At 58.0% G+C, this 24941-nt stretch carries 17 protein-coding genes; 5 read left to right on the top strand and 12 right to left on the bottom strand.

The features are described 5' to 3' along the window. The first annotated feature begins 70 nt into the window (after positions 1 to 70). Both A9Q02_RS11845 and A9Q02_RS11840 read left to right on the top strand, forming a co-directional pair. Complete coding sequence (locus A9Q02_RS11845) at positions 71 to 1597, top strand: FGGY family carbohydrate kinase (protein WP_245860513.1); 1527 nt, start codon at positions 71 to 73, stop codon at positions 1595 to 1597. 50 nt (positions 1598 to 1647) lie between these two features. Continuing rightward, on the top strand, positions 1648 to 3561 hold the full coding sequence (locus tag A9Q02_RS11840) for a diacylglycerol kinase family protein (RefSeq protein ID WP_172450905.1): 1914 nt from the start codon (positions 1648 to 1650) through the stop codon (positions 3559 to 3561). Between the two features lie 10 nt (positions 3562 to 3571). Here A9Q02_RS11840 and A9Q02_RS11835 read toward each other — a convergent pair whose 3' ends face one another. Next, on the bottom strand, positions 3572 to 4348 hold the full coding sequence (locus tag A9Q02_RS11835; RefSeq protein WP_097653285.1) for an HAD-IIA family hydrolase: 777 nt from the start codon (positions 4346 to 4348) through the stop codon (positions 3572 to 3574). A gap of 32 nt (positions 4349 to 4380) precedes the next feature. Between A9Q02_RS11835 and A9Q02_RS11830 the strand changes: the two genes are divergently transcribed. Next, positions 4381 to 5991, top strand: a complete 1611-nt coding sequence (locus A9Q02_RS11830) for a helicase HerA domain-containing protein (RefSeq protein ID WP_097653284.1) — start codon at positions 4381 to 4383, stop codon at positions 5989 to 5991. Positions 5992 to 6000: 9 nt separating this feature from the next. Here A9Q02_RS11830 and A9Q02_RS11825 read toward each other — a convergent pair whose 3' ends face one another. The 3 genes from A9Q02_RS11825 to A9Q02_RS11815 form a co-directional block, all read right to left on the bottom strand. Continuing rightward, positions 6001 to 6747, bottom strand: a complete 747-nt coding sequence (locus tag A9Q02_RS11825; RefSeq protein WP_097653283.1) for a LamG domain-containing protein — start codon at positions 6745 to 6747, stop codon at positions 6001 to 6003. Positions 6748 to 6822: 75 nt separating this feature from the next. Then, positions 6823 to 10044, bottom strand: coding sequence for an isoleucine--tRNA ligase (gene ileS / locus A9Q02_RS11820; RefSeq protein WP_097653282.1), 3222 nt, complete (start codon positions 10042 to 10044; stop codon positions 6823 to 6825). A gap of 411 nt (positions 10045 to 10455) precedes the next feature. After that, the gene (locus A9Q02_RS11815; protein ID WP_097653281.1) at positions 10456 to 11100 is read right to left on the bottom strand and encodes a hypothetical protein; all 645 of its coding nucleotides are present in this window, start codon (positions 11098 to 11100) and stop codon (positions 10456 to 10458) included. Positions 11101 to 11119: 19 nt separating this feature from the next. Between A9Q02_RS11815 and A9Q02_RS11810 the strand changes: the two genes are divergently transcribed. Then, the gene (locus tag A9Q02_RS11810) at positions 11120 to 11404 is read left to right on the top strand and encodes a hypothetical protein (RefSeq protein WP_141508856.1); all 285 of its coding nucleotides are present in this window, start codon (positions 11120 to 11122) and stop codon (positions 11402 to 11404) included. A 58-nt stretch (positions 11405 to 11462) separates the two neighbouring features. Here A9Q02_RS11810 and A9Q02_RS11805 read toward each other — a convergent pair whose 3' ends face one another. From A9Q02_RS11805 to A9Q02_RS11790, 4 genes are all read right to left on the bottom strand, one after another. Then, positions 11463 to 11912, bottom strand: coding sequence for a VOC family protein (locus A9Q02_RS11805; protein ID WP_097653279.1), 450 nt, complete (start codon positions 11910 to 11912; stop codon positions 11463 to 11465). 313 nt (positions 11913 to 12225) lie between these two features. Beyond that, complete coding sequence (locus tag A9Q02_RS11800; protein ID WP_097653278.1) at positions 12226 to 12717, bottom strand: DinB family protein; 492 nt, start codon at positions 12715 to 12717, stop codon at positions 12226 to 12228. Positions 12718 to 12784: 67 nt separating this feature from the next. Next, complete coding sequence (locus tag A9Q02_RS11795) at positions 12785 to 13114, bottom strand: type II toxin-antitoxin system PemK/MazF family toxin (RefSeq protein ID WP_097653277.1); 330 nt, start codon at positions 13112 to 13114, stop codon at positions 12785 to 12787. Then, positions 13099 to 13368 (bottom strand): AbrB/MazE/SpoVT family DNA-binding domain-containing protein, encoded by a 270-nt coding sequence (locus A9Q02_RS11790; protein ID WP_097653276.1) that lies wholly within the window; start codon positions 13366 to 13368, stop codon positions 13099 to 13101. The genes A9Q02_RS11795 and A9Q02_RS11790 overlap by 16 nt, the downstream gene beginning before the upstream one ends. Positions 13369 to 13660: 292 nt before the next feature. Here A9Q02_RS11790 and A9Q02_RS11785 point away from each other — a divergent pair, with 292 nt between their 5' ends. Then, positions 13661 to 15433: a DUF5752 family protein gene (locus tag A9Q02_RS11785; protein WP_172450903.1), complete on the top strand. Its 1773-nt coding sequence runs from the start codon at positions 13661 to 13663 to the stop codon at positions 15431 to 15433. Positions 15434 to 15536: 103 nt separating this feature from the next. On the opposite strand, the gene A9Q02_RS11780 is transcribed toward A9Q02_RS11785, so the two are convergent. The 4 genes from A9Q02_RS11780 to A9Q02_RS11765 all read right to left on the bottom strand — a co-directional run bounded on the left by A9Q02_RS11780 (position 15537) and on the right by A9Q02_RS11765 (position 24835). Beyond that, on the bottom strand, positions 15537 to 21017 hold the full coding sequence (locus tag A9Q02_RS11780) for an AMP-binding protein (protein WP_097653274.1): 5481 nt from the start codon (positions 21015 to 21017) through the stop codon (positions 15537 to 15539). A gap of 268 nt (positions 21018 to 21285) precedes the next feature. Then, on the bottom strand, positions 21286 to 21906 hold the full coding sequence (locus A9Q02_RS11775; RefSeq protein ID WP_097653273.1) for a LysE family translocator: 621 nt from the start codon (positions 21904 to 21906) through the stop codon (positions 21286 to 21288). Positions 21907 to 22208: 302 nt separating this feature from the next. Beyond that, on the bottom strand, positions 22209 to 23252 hold the full coding sequence (locus tag A9Q02_RS11770) for an ABC transporter ATP-binding protein (RefSeq protein ID WP_097653272.1): 1044 nt from the start codon (positions 23250 to 23252) through the stop codon (positions 22209 to 22211). Then, a complete protein-coding gene (locus A9Q02_RS11765) occupies positions 23249 to 24835 on the bottom strand; it encodes an ABC transporter permease (protein ID WP_097653271.1) in 1587 nt (528 codons plus the stop codon). Before A9Q02_RS11765 ends, A9Q02_RS11770 begins: the two co-directional genes overlap by 4 nt. Between the last annotated feature and the right edge of the window lie 106 nt (positions 24836 to 24941).

Raw genomic sequence — 24941 nt, 5'->3', positions numbered from 1 at the left:
ACGCAAAGGCGCAAAGGCGCAAGGTTTGAGCAGAGGTCTGCTTATCCTTGGCGGCTTGGGGTGAGCTTCTTTGCAAGGTATTGGGTTTAACGCAGCGGCCGGCGTAGAGGGGGCAGGGGTGGGCGAGGCAATGGTGCTGGGGATTGACCAGGGGGGCAGTGGGAGTCGTGCCGTGCTGCTCGATCACGAGGGGGTTGTGCGCGGCTATGGCTATCGCCCGGTCGCCCGCATCTATCCGCAACCAGGGTGGGTTGAGCAGCGTCCTGCGGTGGTGGCACGGAGTGTTGCTGACGCAATTCGTGATGCGCTGGCCCGCGCTCGGTGTTCGCCTGCCGATGTGGTTGCCTGTGGTTTGACGTCGCAGCGTGATACGACTTTTGCCTGGGATCGCCGGAATGGACGACCGATTGGCAATGCGATCACCTGGCAAGATTTGCGTACGGTGCCGCTGGTCGAAGAGGTTGATCAGTGGCAAGATGCCAGTGAACGTCGCCAACGTCTCGGGCAATTTCCCGGTTCATATGCGGCGGCGATGCATATGGCCTGGCGCATGCGTCACGATCCGCCTTTTCGTCGCGCTGCCGAGCGGCAATGGCTGCGTGTCTCGCTCGCCGCTGGCTGGCTCATCCAGGCCCTGGGCCGACCATTTGAGCATGCCCTCGACTATTCGCTGTTACAGGCGATGACGGTCTTTGATCCACGGCGGCGCCAATTGTGGGACGAGTGGATCACGTATCTCGACCTTCCACGGGCGGCGCTTCCTGTTGCACGGCCAACGCTCTATCCGTTTGGTGAGTTGCATCTCGCAGGCCACGCGATCCCTGTGACGGCGATGCTCACCGATCAGCAGGCCGGGCTCTTTGGGTATGATTGTCGTCAGCCGGGCGAGGCTGTGGTGACCCACGGCACGGCTTCGTTTGTCAATGTTGTTGCCGGTGCGCTTGCGCCCCCCCAGGGGATCTGCAAAACCTATCTCGCCTGGGAACTCGATGCTGTCCCGACCTATACGCTTGAGGCGGACATGACGGTGACCGGGGCGGTGATCCGCTGGTTGAGCCAGATGCGCTTGATTCGTCATGCGCACGAACTCGATCAGCTTGCCGAATCGGTTGTCGATAGCGATGGCGTTGTGTTCGTTCCGGCCTTTACTGGCCTTGGGGTGCCTTGGGAGGATCGCCACGTGCGTGGTGCGCTGATGGGGATGACGTTGGGGACAACCCCAGGCCATCTGGCCCATGCCCTGTTTGAAGCGATAGGGTGCCAGCTCCACGCGATTATTGCAACGATGGAACAGGAAGCGAACCTGACGATTCAGGTGCTACGGGTTGGGGGAGGGCTGGCGAATAGTGATCGTGCCTGTCAGATCCAGGCGGATCTTGCCTGCCTCAAGCTTGTGCGGGCGCGCAATACTGAGACAGGGGTGCGTGCTGCGGCGCTCCTTGGTGGGCTTGGCGCTGGTTTCTGGGCCTCCCCCGACGCCTTGCCGCCGTTGCCTCTGGATGATGCGCAGGTCTTTGAACCGACGATGTCGGCTTCGGCCCGTGAGCATCTGCTGCACCGTTGGTATGAGGCGGTGCAACGCTTGCGGGAGGGGTAATGTGTGTTGGGGTTGAACGCAAGGGCGCTGAGGGTGAGGAGGAGAAGCTTATGCATAGTACGCACCAGCGTGCTACCAAGGTCTTTGTCGTTTTGAACCCGGTTGCCGGTACGTCTGATCCCGAAATGGTACGCGTGGCGTTTGAACAACGCCTTGGTAGCCCTGAACGCGAGCTCGAGATTTATACGACGACAGGTGCCGATGGAGAAGATATTCCTGCGCGGGTACGCGAGGCGGTGGCAGGTGGATGTGATCTGGTCGTTGCTGCAGGCGGTGATGGAACCGTTGCAACGGTTGCTGGCGCTCTTGCTGGAAGCAATGTTCCACTTGGTATTGTGCCAATTGGGACGGCAAATGTGTTGGTGCATGTACTGGCGCTTCCGTTGGAGTTAGAGCCAGCGCTTGATCTGCTGGCCGCCGATCTACGCATTGTAGCGATCGATGGGATGCGTCTCGGCGATCATCTGGGCCTCTTGCATATCAGTGTCGGGCTGACATCGTTGATGCAGCGGGATACCAGCCGCGAGGCGAAACGTCGTTTTGGCCGTCTCGCCTATTTCTATGTGGCGGCGCGCTGGGCCCTTGGCATGCAACCACAACGCTTTGTGCTGGTTATTGACGGGGTGCGGCATCGCGTCAGTGCCTCACAGGTGCTCGTTGCGAATGGTGGCGAGATGGGTCAGTCGCCTTTTAGCTGGGGTACCGATATTGTGCCTGATGATGGCGTCATTGATGTGTGCCTTATCACGGCTCGGACACTGCGCGATTATCTGCAGGTCGGCTGGGCAACGATGACTGGTAGGCAGCACGCGAGCGAGCAGATGCGCTATTTCAAGGCTCGTCAGAGTGTCGCGATCAATATGAAGTCGAAACGTAGCCGGATGCCGGTGCAACTCGATGGTGATCTGGTTGGCACAACACCCATCCAGATCACGGTCGAGCCACGGACGGTGCGTTGTGTGGTTGGCGCTGGCTTTCTTGCACACGACGCGGCACCGCAACCCAGCCTCACGACGACCCTGCCGCCTGAGGGCGCTTTGCTTGATGAACCTGTTGATCCGGAGGTGGCTGCGCGGATGGCACCGCTTACCGATGCGTTGCGTGAGCAATTTGGACAGATTGTTGGTCCTGAACAGGCCCGCCAGGTCGTTGATGTGTTGATTCGTCTGGCCGCCGATCGGACGGCCTCTTCGGTTGGGCAAACGGTGGATGCGGTGGAGGCCCAGCAGCTCGCGGGGCAGATCGCTGGACGCCACGATGCCGAGGCTATCGCCGATGCGCTGCTGGCCGTGGCAGCGCAGATCGAGGCCCGTGAGGGAATGTCCCGTGAGGCCCTTGAGCAGGCGGCGCGGCGTGCAACGAATCCTCAGATAACTGACCGTGACCCGAAACTGGCGGGTTCATTGTCGCTTTTGCGCACTGAGTTGATCGAGCAGATGGGGCCGTATCATGCTCTTGATAGCCGCCTCTTTCTTATGGTCAACCAGATGCCGCATCCGCCGCTGGTCAACCGCTTGATGTACGGGTTGACGCAGGTGATGAATGGAGGGTGGGGCTGGATTTTGCTCCTGCTTGGCGCAACAGCAATTGATCGTGACCGGGGCCTTCAGGCGTTGCGCCAGGTTGCCCCACCTATGTGGTTATCCACGATGACGATCGAGTATCCGGTCAAGGGCTATTTTCGCCGCCGCCGCCCTTTTCTTGATGTGGTGCAGGCCGTGGTGATTGGGCGCAAGCCCGGCTCGTACTCATTCCCTTCGGGCCACTCGGCTGCCGCCTTTGCGGGTGCCTGGCTGATGAGTCGCCACTATCCTGAACTACGTCCCGCGTGGTACCTGCTGGCCGCCACGGTCAGTTTCTCGCGGGTCTATCTGGGCGTCCATTACCCTGGTGATGTCATCATTGGGGCAGCCGCAGGCACGGTGCTAGCCGAAGCGACACGGCGTTTGATCGAACATCAGTGAGGGCGAATTTTTATATCAATTCAAGCAGTGTTTCAGCGATATACGTCGGTTGGGCCGGGGCGGTGGCAAGATCGGCCCGGCTGCTGTCACCTGTCAAGACAAGCAGGGTTGCCATCCCGGCGGCGGCCCCCATCGCGATGTCGGTCATCAGGCGGTCGCCAACCATCAGGCAACGCTCGGGTGGTACCTGGATCAGTTCGCCGATGGTGCGCGCCATAATTGGTGACGGTTTGCCCACATTGAGCTCGCATTGGGTGGCGGTGCATGCCTCGATCGCCGCAATGATTGCTGCGGCATCGGGCTCGCCTCCCCCAGGCACGGGGCAAAACCGGTCGGGGTTGGTCGCAATCAGGCGGGCACCGGCGCGGATCGCATCAAAGGCAACCTGGAGTTTGTGGTAGGTGAAGGTGCGATCAAATGAAGCGACGACAAAGTCAATGGATCCGGCCTGTTCGCTCAATCTGAAACCCGCCGCTTCGAGTTCACCAATCAGCGGTGCCTCGCCACAGACAAAGAGCGTTGCCCCTGGCGCGTGGGCGAGTAGCCACTGAACCAGCACATACGACGAATTGATAACCTCATCGAGCGCGACCTCGATCCCCAGACGATGTAATTTCAGGCTATACTGTTCACGGGTTCGCGTTGGATTGTTGGAGAGAAAGGCGATCCGTCGCCCCTCACGGCGGAGCGTCGTCAACAACTCGGTGGCTCCCGGCAAGATCTGGTCACCGAGATAGATGGTACCGTCAAGATCGAAAATGTACCCGTCAAAGCGTGGAATAGACATTGCTTTCTTTCTACCCTGGCAAGGAGTTATTGATGGCATCGCAGCGCAATCGACTTGGCGTTATCACCAGTGGCTCGCTGAGTGAAGGGCTGACGGCCCGCCTCGAGGCGAGTGAGAGTGTTGAAGATATGCGTGTTGGCAAGTTTGTGGTCGTTCAGGGTGAAAAACACGAATTCTTCTCGATGATCACTGATGTGACGCTTGAAGCAACCAGTCAGAAGATTTTAACCGATCCGCCCGATGGTGACAGCTTTTTGCAGGCGGTACTCGCGGGGACTTCAACGTTTGGTACTCTTGACCTGATGCCGCGCCTGATGTTGCCGCATGACCTGAGTGCACAGTTGCTGCCGGTGAAGACGATTCCGCGCCACTTTTCACCGGTCTTCGAGGCGCAGGAGGGCGATTTCACGCGCGTCTTTGGGCAAGAAGATGCGAGCCATTTTGAGATCGGGCGACCACTCGATATGAATGTGCCGGTCTGCCTCGATCTCAATCGGCTGGTCGAGCGCTCGAATGGCATTTTTGGCAAGAGTGGCACCGGCAAAAGTTTTTTGACCCGGCTTTTGTTGTGTGGGGTGATCCACGCGAATGTCGCCAGCAATTTGATTTTTGACATGCACAACGAATATGGATGGGAAACACGCGCTGAAAATAATACGTTTGTTAAAGGTTTGAAACAACTCTTTGGTAGTGATGTGTTGGTCTACACGCTTGATCGACGGGCGAACCAGCGCAACCAGATCGATGGCGAGGTCGTCATCGGTCTCGACCAGATCGAAATTGAAGATGTGATCCTGTTGACCGAAGAACTCAACCTGAGTAGCACGGCGACCGAGTCGGCGTACTTGCTGTATGACCGTTTCAAGCAAGATTGGTTGCGTTCTTTGCTCGAAATGGATAGTGAGGCGATCACCGCGTTTGCCGAGCAGAGTGGCGCGCACCCGAGTTCGATCAGTGCGCTGAAACGTAAACTAGCCCAGATCCCTCGCCTTGGTTTTGTTGAAGAGAAGGCCAATTTCTCTTCGGTTGACCGTATGATCGAACACCTTGCGGCAGGCCGTAATGTCGTGCTCTCGTTTGGTCCACACGGCGGCAGCCTGGCCTATATGTTGGTCGCGAACCTGATTACGCGGCGCATTCACCGTCACTGGATTACGCAGACCGAGCGCTTTCTCGAGTCAAAAAATGAGCGCGATCGCCCGCAACCCTTGATGATCACGATCGAAGAGGCGCACAAATTCTTGAACCCGCAGACGGCGCGCCAGACGATTTTTGGCACAATTGCGCGTGAGTTGCGCAAATACAGTGTCACCCTGCTCGTTGTTGATCAGCGGCCTTCGTCGATTGACAACGAAGTGATGAGTCAGCTTGGCACCCGCATTACGGCGCTGCTCAACGATGACCGCGACATTGACGCGGTTTTTACCGGGGTCAGCGGGGCCACGGGTCTCAAGGCAGTGCTCGCGACACTTGATAGCAAGCAACAGGCGCTCGTGCTCGGCCATGCTGTGCCGATGCCGGTGGTTGTCAAGACGCGTGGCTATGACGAGGCCTTGTATGCAGCGGTGCAACGCCGTGGTATGGCACGTACTGGTGTGATGCTAACGGCGCAGGAAGAAGTTGATGAGCTTTTTCCTGATTGAGGGTAGAGATTACTCACACACGACCTCATCGATCTCGATCCATTGTGCCTCTGGCACATCCAGCAAACCCCACCGTAGCCGCCCCTGCGGTGTGGCCACCAGGTACTGGTTGTCAAGCCAGGCCACAAAACACATTGGGCCGCGTGGTGACGGTACCTCATCAAGGATGACCCGTCCGTCAACAAGGAAGCGACTCGTGCGCTCGCCCCATTCGATGGTATAGGTATGCCAGGCGGTCATTGGCTGTCTGATGAGTCGTTCATGCGCCCCGATCGATCGTTGCAAGGGCGGCCACCATCCCCGATAGAGCAAAGGTATTCGCATCAGTGGGGCGGCTAGCAAGGCCACTGGAAAGAGGGCCAGCCCCTGTGGGCGACCGGCATCAACTGATGCCGCTTTCCAGCCGTGCCCCGGCACGCCAGATGCCAGTGCGATCTCGTTGGGTGGCGAGCCATAAAAAAACCAGAGCGCCCGCGGCATCGTCGGCCATCCCGCCAGGAAGTAGTTCCAGAACCCAAAGCCCGCCGTGCCGCGCAGCACCCCCGCTTCGTGCGAAAAACGTGCCCGCAGGCTCAGCCGCAGCGGTGGTCGTTGAATCAGCGGCTCGCGTTGACCGCGCTGATAATCGTCAATCTGCGCATCGCTATACGCCTGCGCCGTTGCCTCCTCAATCACCAGCCGCAACGGTCGCGCACCCTCAACCCGCCCCGTGCCAACCAGATGACGCCGCAAGTGAGGGAGATCTTCTTGTTTCAAGGATGCCTCCTGTAGCTTGCTTGCGACGAAGGAGGTCAGCTTTGCTGACCTCCTTCGTCGCAAGCAAGCGAAGGTCTACGCCTTCACAATGCCCAGCGTAGCGTCTCCATCGCCAAATTCGGCCTGCTCGGTATGGGCACCCTCGGGGGCGTCGCCCACCTTGAGACTCGTCGCCAGGGTTTCGCCGCGTACATAGTCGCCCCACTGCGCCAGGGTTTCCTGCAGCAGTGCAGCTTCGTTCGCACTGGTCACATAGAGCGCAATGCGATCTGCGATCGCCAGGCCAGCCTGTTTGCGGGCATCCTGGACGCTGCGCACAAGATCCCGTGCCGCCCCTTCGAGGCGCAACTCGGGCGTCACCGTGGTGTTCAGCGCCACCAGCATCCCGTCGCTCTCGGCGACAGCATAGCCCTCGGGGGCGCTGCTCTCGATCAGAATCTCTTCGGCCTGGAGTTCGAGGGCTTGCCCGTTGATCGTCAGCCGTACTGGTTCGCCAGCCTCACAGGCGTGCGCCGCTGCGCGTGCCGCGTCGCCGGTCAGGTCTTTGAGAGCAACGGTCAACGCGGGCACGAGCTTACCATATTTTTTGCCAACCAGCCGCAAGTTGGGCTTGAAGCGGTACTCGACAATCGTCGAGGCAGCTTCAAGATAACGCACCTGCTTGACGTTCAACTCGTCGCGCAAATCCGCTTCAAACCGACGTACTCCTGCTGTCTCGGCGGGGGTTGCTGCACGCAGCCAGAGCTCAGCGAGTGGCTGGCGCACCTTGAGATTGGCCGTTTTGCGCGCCGCACGCCCCAGCGAGACGGCGCTGAGCAACGCTTCCGTATCGGCCACGAGGGTCTCGTCAATGCGCGCCGGATCGTAGGTCGGCCACCGCGCCAGGTGCACACTTTCGGCAAGACCCTCAGATGACCCTCCCCCGGCGGCCTGGCCCGTCAGGTTGCGGTAGATTGTTTCGCTCATAAACGGGATAAAGGGCGCCGTCAGCTTGGTCAGCGTCAGCAGACACGTATAGAGCGTATGGTAAGCTGCCTGCTTGTCGGCGTCAGTCTCGCTCTTCCAGAAACGCCGTCGGTTGCGCCGCACATACCAGTTCGAGAGCTCGTCTACGAAGCGCTCGATCCGCCGCGCCGCCGGGTAGACCTCGTAATCCTCGAAGTCAGCAGTGACATCACGTACCAGCCCGTTGAGCGCGGCCAGCGCCCAGCGGTCAATCGGCTGCAACGCCTCATCAGGTACAGCCTCACCCGGCTGCCACTGGTCGAGGGTCGCATAGGTAACAAAGAAGCTGTAGGTATTCCAGAGCGTCAGCAAAAACTTGCGCAGGCTCTCGCTGACCAGGCCCATGCTAAAGCGCCGCGGGTTCCCTGGAGGCGCCGCCGCAAAGAGATACCAGCGCAGGGCGTCAACGCCATACGCCTCGATCACCTCGGATGGCTTGATGATGTTGCCCTTGCTCTTGCTCATCTTCAGGCCGTGCTCGTCGAGGATATGACCAAGGCAGATCACATTCTGGAAGGCCGGACGATTGAAGAGCAGCGTGCTTTCGGCATGCAACGTATAGAACCATCCGCGGGTCTGGTCCACCGCCTCACAGATATAATCGGCTGGATGCGCGCTCTCAAAGAGTTGCTGGTTTTCAAAGGGATAGTGCCACTGCGCCACCGGCATGGCCCCGCTATCGAACCAGCAGTCGGCAACATCAGGAATGCGTCGCATCGTGCCGTGCTGCGGATCTTCCCAGGTCACCTCGTCAACATAGGGGCGGTGCAGATCGAGATCGCGCAGCGAACGCCCTACCTTCTGCTCCAACTCTTCCAGACTGCCGATGCACGCCATATGCGAGCCATCAGCGTTGGTCCAGATTGGCAAGGGGGTTCCCCAATAGCGCTCACGACTGATCGCCCAGTCAATATTATTTTCGAGCCAGTTGCCAAAGCGCCCATCACGGATATGCTCGGGCACCCAGTGGATCTGCTGATTATTGTCAACCAGGTCATCCTTGTACGCCGTCGTGCGGATGTACCACGAAGGTTTGGCGTAGTAGAGCAACGGCGTATCGTCACGCCAGCAGAAGGGATAACTGTGATGCACACGCCCACTCTTGAGCATCAGCCCGCGCTGTTTCAGATTGCGCGTGATGTCAGGGTCAGCCGTTTTGAAGAACTTGCCACCAAAACCCAGTTCCTCATATTCGGGCAGCACCTTGCCGTCCAGCCCCACCGAAAAGAGTGTCGGCAAGCCATACTTGCGCCCGATCTCCAGGTCACCATAGGCTGGTGCGATATGCACCACCCCGGTACCATCATCAAGGCTCACAAACTCATCGGCAACCACCCGATACGCCTGCGCCCAATCAACCGTATCGCCCTTGCCCGGCACCCCCTGGAAGAGGGGCTCGTAACGCAGGCCGACGAGGTCGCTGCCCTGGATCTGGCGTTGCACCTGCGCACCTTCGCCGAGCACCCGCTCGACCAGGCTCGCCGCAACCAGCAACGGCTGTCCATCCACCTCGGCCAGCGCATACATAGCCTCGGGATTGACCGCCAGCGCCGCATTGGCCGGCAATGTCCAGGGCGTCGTCGTCCACGCCACCATAAAGGCACCCTCCAGCCCCGAAGCCAGCGTCTCTGCCGGAGCGCCCTCAACTGAGGCACCACTCAGCCGGAACTTCACCCAGACACTCGGATCATCAACGTCCTCCTTGAAGCCGAGGCTCACCTCGTGATCGCTGAGCGTCGTCCCGCAGCGCGGGCAATGCATCGTCACCTTATAGTCACGGAAAAGCAACCCACGATCCCAGAGCTGGCGCAAGATCCACCAGAGCGACTCGATATACTTGTTATCGTAGGTGTAGTAGCCATCCTCATCAACCCAGTAGGCAATGCGCTGAGTAAAGGTCTTCCACTCCTGGATATACTCCCAGACACTCTCACGACAAAGCTTATTAAACTCTGCGATGCCAAAGCGTTCGATATCAGCTTTGCCGGTAAACCCGAGTTTGCGTTCAACCTCGATCTCAACCGGCAGCCCGTGGGTATCCCAGCCCTCACGACGCCCAATGATCTGATAGCCCTGCATCGCCCGATAGCGCAGGATGATATCCTTAAAGGTTCGGCTGATGACATGATGGAGACCGGGGCGACCATTCGCCGTGGGTGGCCCCTCATAAAAGACAAACGGCTTTTCACCCGAAGCAAGCGAACGTTCCACAATCTGTCGCTCAGTCCACCACTCCAGCACCTCTTCTTCGAGCTGCGGGAAGGAGACATTCGTCGTGACTGGTGTAAACATGCATCCTCCAGAAACGTACCTGGCCAAGCGGCGAGACAACAAAAAACCCCGCCCCCATCAAGAAAGGGGACGAGGCGAAAAAGCCCCGCGGTACCACCCCGGTTCAGAAGGTTGAACGAACGGAGAGGAGCAGTGAGCAAAGCACTCACCCACCATCCCGACGCCTTCACATTCTGCGCTCGGCGAGCGTCCAACAACGCTCTGTCCCGCTAACGAGGGACAAGCTCGGGCGGGGCTACTGCGGGCATCGACGTGACACCACGGTTCACCTGCCAGCTCAGGGGTGATCTTCAGATGATGCTCAACCGCCCGGCTCCCACCAGCCCGGGCTCGCTGAAGGCGAGATTGATCATCGTACTCGTCCCCGTCACAGCCATTTGCGTTGTAGTATAACAACAGGGTCGCACAGCGTCAAGTGGGGGACGGCATCGACTCCATCGTCAATCCACCCGTCGCTTCAAGCCAGTCGGCGATCCGTTCCACCGCTGCTGGCACATCGTTATCAGAAATATCTACCGTCAAGGTTGGCAGCGTCGTTGCGGCAACCAGTTGCTGCATCAACTTCTGTTCCGCGACAAAGGCTTGCAGATCATCGTACTGGGCCGGATTGCCCGATACTTTCAGCCGCTCGATCCGTGCCGCCGCAAACGACTCGGGCGTGCGCGTGCAGAAGACCAGACGGAACCCGAGTGGCCGCATCCGGTCTTCCAGCCACCTGAAATCATAGTGTTTATCATAGCGTTGCAACTGGTACATCTGCGTAGAAAGATGAAAGCGATCAATAATCCACGAATAGTAACGCTGCAACTCAAAGAGGCGCACCCAGGTCTGGTAGGTCTCGATTGCCAGGGCTTCTTCTTGCGGCTCAAAATTGATCAAGCCGCGACCCCACGGGAAATTGGTAAAAGCGCACCACTCAGCCGAAATGACAGGTGAATGATAGCGATATTTGCGTGGGCCAACAATGCGCGGATGCTCATTCAACGCAAAAGCGAGCTCAGTCTTGAAAGTCAGGCGTGTTCCTTCGAGAATGATTTTGGGACAGAGTTTCGCCATAGGTACGCACCTCTATTATGTGTCTTTATCTATTGTAAAAACCTATTTAGAGAACATTATATATGATGATTATGATCGGCTCTTGCAACTCTGTGACGCACTGGCCTTGCCCGAAGGTTTCTGCTTGCTGGAAAAGCGCTTCGTTGATGTCGCGTTACGTCATGGCGTGCATGAAACACTCCCGGATAGATGGCGTGCAACGATGCAGCTTCAAGCGCACTTTGAGGCACTGCTCGGTGGTTCGCTCTATAGCTATTTACCCGGCGTCGTGCGCACAACATTTGGCGTAGAAGGGCTGCCGTAGCATAGACGCTTGAGCGCGAGCGGTTTTTCTCTTGTGCCAATCATCTTTTTGTATGCACTCATGCACCATTAAATGCGGATTCGAGGGTTTCAATGTCGATCTTGCTCATCTGCAACATTGCCTGCGTGGCTCGATTGGCTGCTTGTCTGTCTGGGGAGCCCAAGAGCTTTGACAAGATCTGCGGAACAATTTGCCAAGATACGCCAAAGCGGTCTTTCAGCCAGGCACATTGACCTTCTTCGCCGCCATCGGCTGTAAGTGCGCTCCAGAGATAGTCAGTCTCTTGCTGATCTTTGGTGGTCACTGCGATAGAAGCAGCCTCGGTAGGCTTGAACTGCGGCCCACCGTTCAATGCTTGAAATGGCACCCCGTCAAGCGTGAAAGTCACCATGACGGGCGAAACACTCAAGATCGCTGAATTTGGCAGAAGCGACGTGTAGAACCTTGCCGCTTCTTCAGCGTTGCTGTCGTACCAAAGGCACACTGCTACTGATGATGACGGGGTCATTTACCTTGATCTCCTACGGTTATGTTGCCGCTATAGCTTCGGTCACAATAACCAAATATAGCATATATGTTCTTAAAATGCAAGCCCCAAAAGGCAACTACGCAGAGTGATTGCATCTTCCGTGAATGCACCCGCCAGGGCACCCGCAAGGGGTGCCCGTACACCGGATCCGGCCCCCGGCCGGTAGGGGCACCCGCAAGGGGTGCCCCTACAGGGCCGGGGGCCGCCGTTTGCGCCGCTGGTTGCATGCCCATGCTGCCCAAGAGAGTGTATTTTTTATCCGGTTTCGTATGATGCAACAGCCCTGAGGCAGCTATGGGTTATCATAGACATAGAAGATGTAGTCTTGTGACGTCGTCTTCACGCCTAGATCGTTGAGTACTCTGAGTATCTGGGCGCGATGATCCGTGCCATGATTCACGACATGGAGCAGCACTTGCCACACCAGAAGATCTTTGTCTTCTTCCGGTTCGCTGATCGGTGTCTCAAACAACATCTCGTCCTGCAAGACGGTCAGATATGCGCGCATGCGCTGCTCAACCTGATCCCAATACGTGCGTATGATGGTTCGATCATCACCGTGCGCGGGTGGCAGCGGTTCGCAGGGTTCGATGCTGCATAGTTCGCTGAACCAGATATCATCTACGCTGATGAGATGCAGAATGTGCGCCCGCACAGATCCATGCGAGTAGTGTACCGCCTGGGTGAACTGCTCATAAGGAAGCGACGTGATGCAGTCATCCCATAGCTTGCGGTTTTCAGCAAAGTGATAGTTATAGAAATGACGAAAGGAGTTAGCATTCATGCGTCTGAGGCCCTATTTCAGCTTGCGCGGCAGACATTCGTCAAGCAACACACGCATCATTCATCCATTACTCAGCGAAAAGTTCCGCGAGTGCGTCAAGCACGGTGTATTGGGTCTGCTGATCAATCCGTCCAAGCCGTTTTTGTAAGCGCTGTAAAGCAACGGTACGGATTTGATCCAGGACAATATACCCTTGTTTTTCCTGAAAACGGCAGGAAATTCTGGTTGGATAGGGGCGTGATGTGGTCGTCATCGGTGCAATAATGACTGTGCGAATATGGTCATTCATCTCATCTGGGGAAATGACGAGGCAGGGGCGTGTTTTTTGCATCTCTACACCGACGGTTGGGTCAAGATCGATCAGGAACACGTCAAACCGCTTTACTCCCACGTCCATTCCTCCTCATCCCAGGTGGAAGTTTGATGAGTATGAAGATCGAGAAGAATATCATCGCTCTGTGCGGCCATTTCGCGAAATTGTTCTGCCCAACCTTGCCGTGGCTTTCGAGCGGCACGAAGAATTAACCGATCCCCCTGTACTTCCATCTCAAGGTCTTTGGTGAGACCGATTTGGTCAAGGAGTACTTTCGGGATACGGATGCCCTGAGAGTTTCCGATTTTAACCAGGCGTGTCTTGATCGTGTTGCTCATCGCGTCGATCCTTTCTGGCGAAGTGATTACATTGTATATACTTCCCTGGTGAAAGTCAAGAACGTAGAGCCTTGCGCTACGCTGACAAGACCGCGCTCTGTCTCGTTACGGTTCAGCGAGCAGGTACGCAGTTCATTGATTCCCCCTATCATACCTGCTATAGTATTTTCAGGCGAAGATATAACAACCCTAACGGGTTTGTAAAAGCGGTTGGATGCTTGCGCACGGCGTAGCCGTGCGCAAGCATCCAGCACCTTCACCTGTCTTTCGATGACGAAAGCGAGGTGTGCTTGTGCATCTGTCAATTCTGGCTTCCGATCTGGATGGCACCCTGGCTGAGCATGGTCACGTTGCCTCCGCAACCTGGCAGGCTCTCCGCAAGGCGAAACAGGCGCAGAAGACCCTGATCCTTGTGACTGGGCGCTCGCTGGCGACGTTTGCGCCTGATGGCCCGTTTGCTGAAGTTTTTGATGCGATTGTGGCCGAAAATGGGGCAGTTATCTATTTGCCGCGCCAGGATAGTGTCATCTTGCCTTTTGGTCGCTTGCAACAGGGGTTGCTCGAACGCTTGCTCGCTTTGCCAATCCCTCTTGAACACGGCATGGCCCTGGTTGCAACGCACGTTCCTCATGATCAGCCTATTATTGAGGTGCTGCGTGAGTGTGGTGGCGGTGCTAGCATTGAGTACAACCTTGGATCGGTCATGGTTTTGCCCCAGGGGGCGACCAAAGGAACCGGGCTGGCGTTTGTGCTGCGCGAACTCGGCCTTTCCCTCCATAATGTGGTTGCATGTGGCGATGCGGAAAATGACCTGAGTCTGTTGCAGGCAAGTGAGTTGGCGGTTGCGGTTGCGAATGCAACCCCTGAATTAAAGGCTACCGCTGATCTCGTGCTCGATAAGCCATCTGGTGCTGGGATGCGCCAGTTGCTTGGGCAGTTGATCGATGGGACGCTGCCTGCCCGCCCCATGCGTCCAGAGCGTCAGCTTGCCCTGGGGTATCAGCTTGGTCAGCAGCCATTTCACCTGGATCCCTGGCACCTGGTCGATCGCGTCTGGTCGATTGGTGGTGCAAGTGGGAGCGGCAAATCCTGGCTTGCTGGTCTGCTTGCCGAGGAATTAATCGCTCAGGGTTATCAGGTTGTCGTTATTGATCCCGAGGGTGATTATCGCAGCCTCGCGGCGCTACCACATACGATGCTGGTTGGTAGTCAGAATTCGCACCAGCAACGCGTCGGTGATGCCATAACCCTTTGCGAGTATGGCAATGCCAACCTGATCGTTGACCTTTCTTCAATGGAGCAGGAAGCTCGTAATGATTACCTTGAACGGTTGCTCCGCGAGTTGCTCGATCTCCGCATCCGTCGCAGTCGCCCACACTGGATCTTGCTCGACGAAATCCAGCAGAGCTATCCGGCATGGAAGTCGCCCTATACGGGCACGGTTCAGGCGCTGATGGCAGGTGGCGGGGTGGCGATGGTAAGCTATCGGCCCAGTCTGATTGCCCGGCCACTCCTTGAGGCGGTGCAAGTCTGGGCGATTACGAATACCACGACCCCCGAAGATCTAGCGCTCTTCGATGAATTGCTTGGCAACACTCCCAATTGGGCACACACCCGTATGCAGATTCCCGCTTTGCCGCGGGGCCATGCGTATCTGGCCGATCTGGGGCCGACGCCAATGCACGGTGCTGCCTCTGAGCATAATATTATCTTTCGCACGGGTCTCCGCCGCATGCCTCACATTCGACACCTGCATAAGTATGTCACCGTCCCCTTGCCACGCAATAAATGGTTTGTCTTTCGTGACGAGACGGGCACCATGCACGGAACCGCCGCGAATCTCGCTGAGTTCCGCTTGCTTATCGGGCGCGTGCCAATTGCAACCCTGGAATATCATCTCTACCGCAACGATTTTGCTTACTGGCTGACCGATAGCTTGCACGATGCCGAACTCAGTCGGCAGATGCGCAAAATTGTTCACCGTAAGGTCAAAGGCCCGGGCCTCCGCGATGAACTTGAAGCGATCATCGCTGCCCGCTATGATGAATTAGCCACGATGCTGTAATGACCTAAGCCCGAGGCTTTAACCAGCTTTATACCCTGGCAAGATACCAAAGTGGGGTGGCGCATCAGCGCCACCCCACTTTGGTACTTCTATGTATTCAGGCTTATGAGCGCATGCTCTCAGCCCAGGCTTCGTACAGTTCGTCCTTGTTCTTCAGGCCGATGCGCGGCAGGGCGTGGTTGAGCACGTAGGTTGAACCAGCGTGGCGGTTCTCCCACATCGCCTGGTGCGCTTCCTTGAGTTCCTGCCAATCGACCACCAGCGGTTCGGTGATCGAGAGCAGGCCGGCACTGATCTCGTCGCTGAGCCGCAGGATCTCGTAGGCATTCGAGAGATGCGTGCCCCAGAGGTTGACGGTTGGCATGTAGACCCGGCGCTGACGCATCCAGATCTGCGGGGCAAAGAAGGAGTAGCGCCGCCCGCCCATCTCTTCAAAGTAGACGATCCGCCCGATGAACGGCTTGACCAGCATTGCACTGACGTTGAGCGTATCGTGGCCCGCTCGCTCGATGATCATGTCGGGATAGCCACGGGGGTTATCCGCACTCGTCAGGAAGCCACCAATGGCACTGCCCAGTGGCTTGAAGGTCAGGTCATTGAAGCGCCGGATCGCCTCCTTCAGGCCCTCGGGATCCGTCTTGGAGTCGGGTAGATCGGGCATCGTGTCGGGCCAGTCAAAGTCCTCACCATAGCGGCGATGCAACTCTTCGATACTGACCACGCCACGCAACGATGCTCCAAAGCCGAGACTGAACACAAACTCGCGCTGAGCATCGGTATACGCCACCACCACGATGCGTGCCCCGAGCGCACGAGCTGCCTCGATGGCCTCAAGACCGGGCTCGTCCACAAGTGACTTGCCGTCGACACCGTAGTAGATCATTACCGCTTGACCGCCGCGCAGACCCGCCCGACGCATCATCTCTTCGGGACTCGAGTGGCCTGGCTTGCCGAGGAAGGTGAAGTGATAACCCGAGCTAGCCCCGTAGAAGGTTAGCACCGGAATATGCCCATCACGCGGCTCACCGAGCAACTGGAAGCTGCGGCCAAACGCCTGCTCACCAGCGTGCGAGATCGCATAGTCAGCCAGATGATGGTTGTTCTGCTGACGATAGAGATCGAGCAACGGCTCGCCAGCCTTCTCCCACGCCGCCCACTGTGACGGATCAGACGGGATGCGTGTGAAGATGTTGGCAATTGACGGATGCTTGCGGTTGATCGTACCTTTGCCACCTGCCTCCATCAACGTCCTGGCGCGTTCTTCGCTCGAGACCATGCCGATCACCCGCAGGCCGTTGCGCGCTGCCGAGCGGGCTGCGTCAAGACCAGTACCGGTGGCGGCACCCTCGATGAAGACACTCTTGCCGGCCTTGATCTGTAGTGTCGTAAAGAGTGCGCGGTAGGCCGTACCCAGATTGAGCATAAAGCTCCCTGCCGCCTCAAGCGACATATCTGGGGCTAGCGGCAGACACTGCGGTGCCTGGGCCAGCATAAACTGCTGATGTGAGCCATCGGGCGTATTGTAGCCCTGGATGACAAAATCAGCCGCCATCGGGTCGAGGCCCATCATCGGCGAGAGCACATTGCTCTGACCGGAGTAGACGGCGACCAGATCGCCGACTTTGAGGCGGCCTTCGCGACGCAGTTCTTCGCCAAGCGTCGCCACAATGGCAACACCGCCCGACCCAGTGATGTGCCAGTCCCGGTCGTGCTCATCAAAGAGCGAGACCGGAATACCCGTAATTGCCCAGATGTCATTGAAGTTGACTTCGCTGGCCAGGATATAGAGCAACGCCTGATTTGGGCGGGGCTTCTCGACTGGAATGATCACCTCGCGCTCGGCATCAATTGGGTCACCGACCAGATCTTCGCCGGTTTCGGGGTCACGGATAACACCCTGGGCGTACTGCCACGTGGGAAGTGGCGTCACCCCTGGGAAGAAGGGCGAGCCAACCGGCAGCAATTGCTCGGTCTCCAGGTAGAGTTTCTCTTGCTCGGCGGTGACCAAGGTGCGGCGGGTGGGCAGCGGTTCGCTGCGCTTATCCATAAAGTCCTGGATACCCTTCTTGCCGCCTTCAGGATCAACCACCGCCTCGGCAAAGAGTTTCGCTTCGTGGGCGAGGCCCTGCTCGAAGCCCTGCTCGAAACCAATGGTGATAGCCTCGATGGCTCGCTGCACAGCCTTGGTGCGGCCGGCACCCTCCGATTGCTTCAGAATGCGCTGTATGCGAGGATTCTGGATAATCGCATTCAGTTCGTCCTGCACAAAGTGGGCTTGCGGCTTCTCCCAGTTGACCAGAGCCGCCTTGCGGCGCTCGAAGGCGGTTTTCAGCACGCCCGCACCCGTGGCATACTCACGCACCAGGGCACCAGCGAAATTAACTGCATCCTCGGTTTGGGTTGCCAGGTGATCGATCAAGCCAATTTCAAGCGCCTCTTCCGAGGTAATGCTGCGCCCACCCAGGATCATCTCGAGCGCACGCAGGGTTCCGGTGCCATTCGAGCGCTTGTAGAGCAAGCGGGGAAGGCGCTGCGTACCACCGTAGCCGGGCAACATGCGCAGGTTAATCTCGGGCTGACCAAACTCGGCGTGCTCATCGGCAACGCGATAGTGACACGCGAGCGCAAATTCGAGACCGCCACCAAGCGCGACACCATTGATGGCTGCGATACATGGCTTGTCCATCCGCTCGATCTTGCGGAAGGCGAGGTGGGCGTTATTCGGCAGGGCAATCGCATCCTCGAAGGTGTGCATATCTTCGAGCAACTGACGGATATCCGCACCAGCCACAAAGCTCTTGGTGCCTTGACCAGTGAAGATCACGGCGGCAACATCCTCGCGGCGAGCCAGGTGGTCAACAATCGTATTCAACTCGTCAAGCGCACGCTCGTTCAGCGCATTGACCGGCGGGTTGGTGATGGTTACAATCGCCAGCCGTCGCAGGGCCGTGCTCTTCTGCGCGACCCCACTGCCCTTGAGGGCGTGGTACTCGATGCGGAAGTAGCGATAGCGCTCGAAAATCTGCTGCTCATCGGCAAGTTGCTGTTTGCGCTTCCAAGCATCGATCTTCTCGGTTAGTTCGTCGAGTATCTCAGGATTGCGCAGGGTACTCGTATCGCCAAGCGTCTCATCGAGCATCAGGTTGCGCAAGAAACGCCGCACATACTTGCCGCTCCGCGTTTCGGGGAAGGCCGTGACTTCGATATAGTCCTCGGGTACGGCTACGATACCCTTCTCGTTGCGTACCAAGTCATCGAGGCGGCGGCGATCATTGCTGGTGAGGCGGTGGCCGGGTGCCGTCAACACAAAGGCGAGCGGGGTCAGACCCTTTTCGCGGTGCGGTGCGCCGACCACAATACAGTTGCCAACCGGCGAGTCGGGGGTCGTCTGCTTATCACGCAGGATCGCGCCCTCGATCTCTTCGGTTCCCATCCGGTGGCCCGACACATTGATCACATCGTCCGAGCGGCCATGCAGGGTAAAGCTACTATCGGCATACTTCATCGCGAAGTCGCCCTGGACATAGGCCCACTGACCATCAGGCCCGCGACGCCAGTAGGTCTTGGCGTAGCGATCGCCATCGCCAATCCACGCGGTCAGCGGCTGTTCGCCCGCGATCACCTTCTTGAAGCCATCCACATCACCCCAGATCGTCCGCGTGAGATAAGGATAGGGCAGGGTAATAACAATCTCACCCTTTTCCTCGGTCTCGGCCTGGCGGTACGTTGCCGTGGTGCCATCGGCCTGCAACTCACTGATCCAGACATCACCAAGTACCCAGGGTAGTGGGTAGGTGTGCGCGTCGGGGCGCAGCGGATAATCCTCGTTGCCATAGAAGTGGGTCCAGACAATGCCACCATGCTCAGTTGCCCAGTACGAATTGATATACTGGGGCGACATGACCTCCATCCCAAACTGCTGCACCGCTGGTGAAACAGGCTCGGCACAGAAGGTACAGACACGCAGGGTGCTCATATCGTACTGCTGTACGTCGGCGACATTCTGCTGGTTGGTCATCACGCTCTTGAGGAAGGTCACGCCAGCCTTGAAGATCTGCACTTTGTGGCGCTCGATGATGCTCGAATAGCGGCCAGCACTGGGGAAGACCGGTGAGCCTTCGACGAGCACGCCAATACAGCGCGAGCTCATCGTCGCACTGATCATATAGCTCTGACCGGTAATCCAGCCCGGATCAGCGATCACAAAGATGATATCACCTGGCTCGGCGTCAAAGCTCACCTTCATCGTGTGCGCCAGGCCAGCGACATAGCCACCATGGACATGCACCACACCCTTGGGTTTGCCTGTTGAGCCCGAGGTATAGATGATAAACATCGGATACTCGGCATCAACCGGGGTACAGGGCACAGCGGCATAGAGTGCCTGCACGAACTGCTCTGTCGGCAGTGCGAGCAACTCTTTCTCACTCTTGACGGCCACACCGGCAGCAGTGGCGAGTTCAAACAACTTCGCCGTTGCCGTCTCCATCAGATCGTGGCTCCACACATCACGCTCAGGGCGCCAGAGAATATCCTGGCCCGTATGGCGCACCACGACGACGGCCTTGACACGAGCCGGCGAAGCCACTAGCGCCATCGCGACCGCAGTGCGGATCTGCGACTGCTCGGCCACATCCAGATCGCTCATCTCTTGCAGCGCCTTGCCGACGCCACGCATCACATCCGAGCGCTCTACAGTAATATCCTCGGCAATTGTCTCCTTGACGATCTTGAGCATCATCTCGGCCTTCGCCGCCGCAAGGCCAAGTTGCGTCAAGGTCTGTTCAACAATGCTGATTGCCATCTCGACCGGGATAAACTTATCGAGCGCCTGGTCGGTATAGACCTCTTTATAGGGCACGATCTGTGCATTGCGGTAGGCACCATCTGAGGTGATGACCACCTCGGCACCTGCATTATGGATGCGATCCGAGAGGGTCTTATCAGAAAAACCACCGAAAACAGGCGTATAGACAATGCCCAGACGCTTGGCGGCCTCGGTGTAGTAGATCTGATCAAGAATATTGGGCATATTGAGGGCAATGCGATCGCCCTGTTTCAACCCCAACCCCTGAAGCACCAGGGCTGCCTTGACGACTTCAAGCATCATCTGCTTGCGGGTAATGCTGGTATGCACTACCGGGCCGCCGCGCCCACCATTGAGCGAGCTATCCCAGCGGTCGCCCTCGAAGTAGTAGGCGATTTCATCCCCAAAACCGTTGAGGACGTGGCGATCAACCTCATTGAAACAGGCGTTGGTCAGGCCACCTTCGAACCAGCGGTAGTGGGGGGGATTATCATCATTAAACGTACGCACCCAGGGCTGATGCTCAGCCCCATAGGGCACTTCAACAACTGCGCCGTTACGCGCATCGAGGCCTGTCCAGCGGGCTGCGGCCTCGTCCCAGGTGATCCAGGCGTTCAGTTCAGCATCGTACCAGTGAATAGCACTGCGGGCGATGGCAGCATGAAAGGTACCGGGATCATCGAGAACGGCATTACGTTGAGCCTCCCAGTCAACACGGCTAAGGATCGGATTGCTGCGCGGAGCGCGCGGTGGGGCGAGGGACGGAGCCTCGAACATTACTTATCCTCCGGGGATATGCAAGGCACGTGTAACAGATTGTGATATGACGTACAAAGGGACTATACTCTAGGGTACCGAGGATGCCCTCATTCGTCAAGGGTGAGTCGGGCGGTATCCTACCTACCCGATCTAATAGGGGGTGAGGTCTGCACGTCCAATACGCATGAACGTTAAGGTGGGCGCCCGAAAAACCCTTGTGGATGCAGACGAAAACGGACAGCCTCGCTGTCCGTTTTCGTCTGCATCCACAAAATGCGCGGTAGCCCTACAGCATTACACTCTGCACCACCAGCATGCCCGCCAGGGCAAAAAACATAAGACTCGACACACTCGTAAACACCGCTTGCCCGCGAGGGCCAATGACATTGCCCGAACGTGAAATAGCCAGCGCAATGAGTGCCTCGAGCCCTGAAGCAACCACAAACCAGATTATCGTAAAGAGGATCAACCCCATCGCTCCACCGAGTTCGTATGTGCGGAGCATGGTCGGCGTTCCTGTCGCCAGCCAGAAGGTCCAGGTCAACGGGTTGGCCAGGTTGCCCACAACCCCCTTCCAGAACGACCAGCTGAGCGGTGCTGCCGCTGCCATCTCAGCATGCCAGAGCCGCCGCGCATCGCGGAGCGCTTCGATGGCAAAATAGGAGAGGCACAGGGCACCAAAGAGGCCAACCCACAGGGAGGCAGCGGCCACCTGAGCAATGATCCAGCTAAAGGCAAGGGCGGGTAACAACAGAAACAGATCAGCCGTGGCCGAACCGAGAATAACGCGGAAGCTCGCCTGAAACCCCCGTGTTGCCGCTTCCTGGACAATCGTGACAAAGATTGGCCCGACCGACAGTGCTGCCCCGACCCCTAATAGAACGCCTAGCCAGATGATTTCGCCCACAACACCCTGCCTTTAGCGCAATCCTTTTGCGCACAACAAAGCGCGGCCCACGGTGGCCACGCTGCACACCGTAACTCTACCCCTCGTTGAGGACATGATGCTATGGATATTGTGTCTAGTATTTATGGTGTGTTATTTGGGCAGATTGACCAGCCGCTGCTGCCAGCAGGGGTTTAGGCCCCCATGAATCTCACTTGTGCGGGCGGAAACGCCCAGCGACACTGGGCGTTTCCGCCCGCACAAGCACTGGGTTTTAGGGCGACAGCCCTAAAACCCAGTGCTTGGGGCAACCCCAACGCTACCTAGTTCGCCTCGGATGGGTGAAACCAGGCCAGGGGATGGCCGGGGGCAAGGGTGACTTGCACCCTGGTGTCGGGGGCAAATTCGTGGACATGGTTGCAGACGCAGCGCAGCGTGCGTTGCGAGGCAAGGGCGACATCGTACAGAAAGTCGCCCCCCCGAAAGGTACAGCGAAGAATTCGTGCGTTACCCTGAGGGTCAGCGCTCAGTTCGAGGTCGTCGGGGCGTACCAGCATGTCAACCGAGGTTCCCACTGGTGCGTCAATCGCCTGGGCTACGGTTCCAAGTTCGGTCGCAAGCCCCACTGTGGTGACCGTCGCAGGAATGAAGGCTGCAAGGCCAATGAATTCGGCAATAAACCGCGTCGCTGGCGCAAGAAAGAGTTCCTGCGGCCTGGCGAGTTGTTCGAGGCGCCCGGCTTGCATGACGGCAATACGATCGCCCATAAAGAGGGCCTCTTCTTGGTCGTGCGTGACAAAGAGTGCCGTGGTGCCCACTTGTTTGAGGATCGTCCGTACCTGCGCCCGCAAGGTCGTACGCAAATCCGCGTCGAGGTTGCTAAATGGTTCGTCAAGGAGCAAGACCGCTGGATTCGGGGCCAGGGCCCGTGCCAGCGCTACCCGTTGTTGTTGACCCCCTGAAAGCTGGTGGGGCATCCGTCGTTCGTAGCCATCGAGCTCGACCAGTTTGAGCATGGCCTGCACCTGGGCCTGACGTTCACGCGCCTTGCCACGCAGCCCGAAGCCGACATTTTGCCCGACATTCAAATGTGGAAAGAGTGCATGCTGCTGAAAGACCATGCCGACGTGACGCTCTTCAGGTGGCACATGAAGACCCGGCCCCGCGACAAGGCGCTGATCCAGCGCAATCGTGCCTTGATCGGGCGCTTCAAAACCTGCCAGCATGCGTAATACGGTTGTCTTGCCACAGCCACTTGGTCCCAGCAACGCCAGGATCTCGCCCGGCTGGATCGTCATGCTTACCTGTTCAACGGCACAGGTCGGGCCGAAGGCTTTGCTCAATCCTTCGCACGAAACCAGACTCATGACATACCTCGCCGCTCGCGCATCGACAGAAGAGCCATTGGTACTGACGATAGGAGCACAATCAAGAGGGCCGGCGCGGCGGCACGGGCAAAGAAGGCTTCAGACACTGCCGACCAGATCTCGGTGGCGAGGCTGCGAAAACCAAGCGGCGCAAGCAAGAGGGTTGCAGGCAATTCCTTCATCGCCGTCAAAAAGACAAGGCTGGCCCCGGCAATCAGGCCAGGGCGCATCAGGGGCGCGGTCACGCGCAAAAAGACCTGCGGTGGGCGATACCCCAGACTCCGCGCACTCTCTTCCAAACCAGGATGGATCTGTAAGAGCGATGTACGCAGCGCCCCAAACGCCTGCGGGAGAAAGAGAATGGCATACGCAAACAGCAGCATCGCAAAGGTCTGGTAGAGACCACGGGCATAACTGATGCCAAAGAAGACCAGGGCGAGCGCAACGGCGATGCCAGGCAGGGCAAAAGCTGAATAGGCCATTCGTTCGAGGAGGGCCGTTAGGCGACCGGGCCGACGCACCACCAGCACCGCCAGAGGCAACGCAGCCAGCACCGTCACAACTGCACCTCCACCCGAGGCAAGCAATGAATTCCAGACGGCTGACCCCAGGTTCCCCATCTGTTCACCCGCCAGCAAGCCGCGCACCAGCCAGTAAAACAGGATGGTCAGCGGCAAGACAAGGCTCAGGCTCACAATGAGCGCACAGAAAGCAAAGGCAGGCCAGCGCCAGTGGCCTAGCGCAATGATCGTCGGTGGGCGCGCCACGGCACCGCTTGCTTGATCATAGCGTGCCACCCCACGCGTCTGAGCCTCGAATGCAACCAGCACAAGCGTCAAACCAATCAACAGGAGCGCAAAAAACGCCGCCTGTGAGCGATCAAACGAACTGTATTGCAGGTAGATCACCCGGGTGAATGTATCAAAGCGCATAATTGCCACGGCACCAAAATCGCGCAAGGTATAGAGGGCGACGAGCAACCCACCTGCCCCCAGCGCCGGGCGTAGGGCAGGCAAGACAACCCGCCAGAAGGTCGTTGTTGCATTATGTCCCAGACTGCGCGATGCCTCTTCGAGCGACGGATCCATCCGCATCAGCGCTGCACGGACACTGAGCAGCATATACGGATAACACATCAACGTCAAGGCAAAGAGTGCCCCGGTAAAACCGTAGATTGATGGCAGTCGTGTAATGCCAAATGGCCCCTCGAGCAACTGCTGCAATGCACCGCGTGGCCCCAGCGCCGAAATATAGAGGTAAGCCCCGACATAACTGGGGATCACCAGTGGCAATGGTGTCACCACGGCCCAGAAGCGGCGCCACGGCAGATCACTGCGTACCGTCAGCCATGCGATTGGCACGGCAATCAGCCCTGAAACGGTTGTTACGGCAAGCGCAAGGCCAGTGGTGTTGCCGATGATGACCCACGTACGCGGGCGCATGAAGGTTTGAAGTGCCGCTTCGCTTGTCTCAAATGCACGGATGAGCAGATAGGCCGTAGGTAACAACAAACCCGCCACGACGAGCAACGCACCTCCCCAGAGTAGGATGGTTGACCAGTGAGGCAGTCGCCGGAGAAGCATGAAAGAACGCTTGCGCTGCTGTGTAAGCCGAGAAAGCTTTGCTTGATTCAACCTGAAAGCTCCAAATGTTTCTTGGGGGCGCAGCCCCCAAACCTCCGCTTCTTCG

Source organism: Candidatus Chloroploca asiatica (assembly GCF_002532075.1).
GTDB classification, from domain to species: Bacteria; Chloroflexota; Chloroflexia; order Chloroflexales; family Chloroflexaceae; genus Chloroploca; species Chloroploca asiatica.
This window is presented reverse-complemented; position numbering and strand designations above follow the sequence as displayed.